Annotated in this window: 1 protein-coding gene; it reads left to right on the top strand. The window is 53.5% G+C overall.

The features are described from left to right. Positions 1-337 precede the first annotated feature (337 nt). Entirely contained in the window at positions 338-3,190 is a 2,853-nt protein-coding gene (locus MFF55_RS27350) for a hypothetical protein (protein ID WP_238228584.1), read from the top strand. The last annotated feature ends 121 nt before the right edge of the window (positions 3,191-3,311 follow it).

Below are 3,311 nucleotides of genomic sequence, written 5' to 3'. Positions count from 1 at the left end.
AGGGCACTACAATTGGCATCACGGTGCAGTGCAGTACAGCGGTGGCAGGTTCACAATCCCGACAGGCGCAGGTAAACCAGGAGACAGCGGCCGGCCGATCTTCGACAACAAAGGACGTGTGGTGGCCATTGTCCTGGGAGGGGCCAACGAAGGAGCCAGGACTGCCCTATCTGTCGTGACCTGGACCAAAGACATGGTCACACGGTACACCCCAGAAGGAACAGAAGAATGGTCCGCCGCCTTGATGATGTGCGTCTTAGCCAACGTTACATTCCCATGCTCAGAGCCCGCATGTGCACCCTGTTGCTATGAAAAACAACCAGAACAGACACTGAGGATGTTGGAGGACAACGTGGACCGCCCGGGCTACTACGACCTGCTCGAGGCCACGATGACGTGTAACAACAGTGCACGCCACCGTCGCAGTGTGACGGACCACTTCAATGTCTACAAGGCCACGAAACCGTACCTAGCGTATTGCGCGGACTGCGGAGACGGGCAGTTCTGTTACAGCCCGGTGGCTATAGAAAAAATTAGGGATGAGGCTTCCGATGGCATGATAAAGATCCAGGTCGCAGCGCAAATTGGCATCAACAAAGGAGGAACACACGAACACAGCAAAATCAGGTACATCGCCGGGCATGACATGAAAGAGGCAAACCGGGATTCTTTACAAGTGCATACTTCCGGTGTGTGCGCTATTCGAGGCACGATGGGCCACTTCATCGTGGCCTACTGCCCTCCAGGGGGCGAACTAAAGGTCCAGTTCCAAGATGCAGAATCGCACACACAGGCCTGCAAAGTGCAGTACAAACACGCTCCGGCCCCAGTAGGCAGAGAAAAATTCACCGTCAGGCCCCACTTCGGTATCGAAGTGCCATGCACAACGTACCAGCTGACTACCGCACCGACGGAGGAAGAGATCTACATGCATACCCCACCGGATATCCCAGACATAACGTTGCTGTCGCAGCGGTCAGGTAACGTAAAGATCACAGCAGGAGGAAAAACCATCAGATACAACTGCACGTGTGGTAGTGGCAACGTGGGCACCACCAGTAGCGACAAGACTATCAATTCGTGCAAAATAGCACAGTGCCACGCTGCGGTGACTAACCACGATAAGTGGCAGTACACCTCCTCGTTTGTCCCTAGAGCCGACCAGTTGTCTCGCAAAGGTAAAGTGCACGTACCCTTCCCTCTGACCAACTCCACATGCAGGGTGCCCCTTGCACGTGCACCAGGTGTCACATACGGAAAGAGAGAACTGACAGTGAAACTGCATCCAGATCATCCCACGCTGTTGACGTACCGGAGTCTAGGAGCAGATCCGCGTCCGTATGAGGAGTGGATAGACCGATACGTCGAACGGACCATACCGGTGACCGAAGATGGGATAGAGTACAGATGGGGAAACAACCCACCCGTGCGCTTGTGGGCCCAGCTGACAACTGAAGGCAAACCCCATGGGTGGCCGCACGAGATCATACTCTATTACTATGGGCTATACCCAGCAGCCACCATCGTCGCTGTCTCAGCCGCGTGTCTCGCAGTCGTACTATCGCTGCTGGCGTCATGTTACATGTTCGCCACTGCACGCCGCAAGTGCCTGACCCCATACGCCCTGACCCCCGGAGCCGTCGTCCCGGTAACACTAGGAGTACTATGCTGCGCACCACGAGCGCATGCCGCGTCGTTTGCGGAATCTATGGCGTATCTATGGGATGAGAATCAAACCCTGTTTTGGCTGGAGCTTGCAACGCCGCTCGCTGCCATAATCATACTTGTATGCTGCCTGAAGAACCTGCTTTGCTGCTGCAAACCGCTATCTTTTTTAGTGTTGGTGAGCCTGGGAACTCCCGTCGTAAAATCTTACGAACACACCGCAACGATCCCGAATGTGGTGGGATTCCCGTATAAGGCTCACATTGAGAGGAACGGCTTCTCCCCGATGACCCTACAGCTTGAGGTACTTGGAACCAGCTTGGAACCCACACTAAACTTAGAGTACATAACCTGTGAATACAAGACAGTCGTGCCGTCACCTTATATCAAGTGCTGCGGGACATCAGAATGCAGATCCATGGAGCGCCCCGACTATCAATGCCAGGTCTACACAGGAGTGTACCCATTTATGTGGGGCGGCGCATACTGCTTCTGCGACACTGAGAACACCCAGCTGAGTGAAGCATACGTTGACAGATCGGACGTATGCAAGCACGACCATGCCGCGGCCTACAAGGCGCATACTGCGGCAATGAAAGCCACCATCCGAATAAGCTACGGGAACCTCAATCAGACAACAACGGCGTTCGTCAACGGGGAGCACACAGTGACCGTCGGAGGCAGCAGGTTTACTTTTGGTCCAATCTCCACTGCCTGGACGCCTTTCGACAACAAGATTGTCGTCTATAAGAACGACGTCTACAACCTGGACTTCCCACCCTACGGGTCAGGACAACCAGGAAGGTTTGGAGACATCCAGAGCAGGACGGTAGAGAGCAAGGACCTGTATGCCAACACCGCCCTCAAGTTGTCAAGACCTTCGTCCGGTACTGTTCACGTGCCTTACACACAGACCCCTTCTGGCTTTAAGTACTGGATAAAAGAGAGAGGCACGTCGCTGAATGACAAGGCTCCCTTTGGATGCGTAATCAAGACCAACCCAGTTAGAGCAGAAAATTGCGCCGTTGGCAACATCCCAGTCTCCATGGACATCCCGGACTCCGCGTTTACGCGCGTGATTGATGCACCTGCCGTCACAAACCTGGAGTGCCAAGTGGCGGTCTGCACGCACTCATCGGACTTCGGCGGGATTGCGACTCTGACTTTCAAAACCGACAAACCCGGAAAATGTGCTGTCCATTCTCATTCGAACGTAGCCACCATACAGGAGGCAGCTGTGGACATCAAAACAGATGGCAAGATAACCCTGCATTTCTCTACAGCATCAGCATCCCCGGCATTCAAGGTATCTGTGTGCAGTGCCAAAACGACATGCATGGCAGCGTGTGAGCCGCCGAAGGATCACATCGTCCCTTATGGGGCGAGCCATAACAACCAAGTTTTTCCTGACATGTCTGGCACGGCAATGACATGGGTGCAGCGGGTAGCTGGCGGATTCGGCGGGCTAACACTCGCCGCTGTGGCAGTACTTATACTGGTGACGTGTGTGACTATGCGCCGCTAACCGGGAGGCTTGACATAATGTATATATATAAGCATCATAGTTTTAATAAAGCATATAAATAATCAAGTAGATCAAAGGGCTACCTAACCCCTGAATAGTAACAAAACGCAAAATACAAAAA

It is taken from the genome of Methylobacterium iners, from assembly GCF_022179305.1.
GTDB classification, from domain to species: domain Bacteria; phylum Pseudomonadota; class Alphaproteobacteria; order Rhizobiales; family Beijerinckiaceae; genus Methylobacterium; species Methylobacterium iners.
This window is presented reverse-complemented; position numbering and strand designations above follow the sequence as displayed.

Bases quoted from the DNA above. Each gene is read 5' to 3' on its own strand.
- MFF55_RS27350 (WP_238228584.1), top strand. From the start codon at position 338: ATGTTGGAGGACAACGTGGACCGCCCGGGCTACTACGACCTGCTCGAG.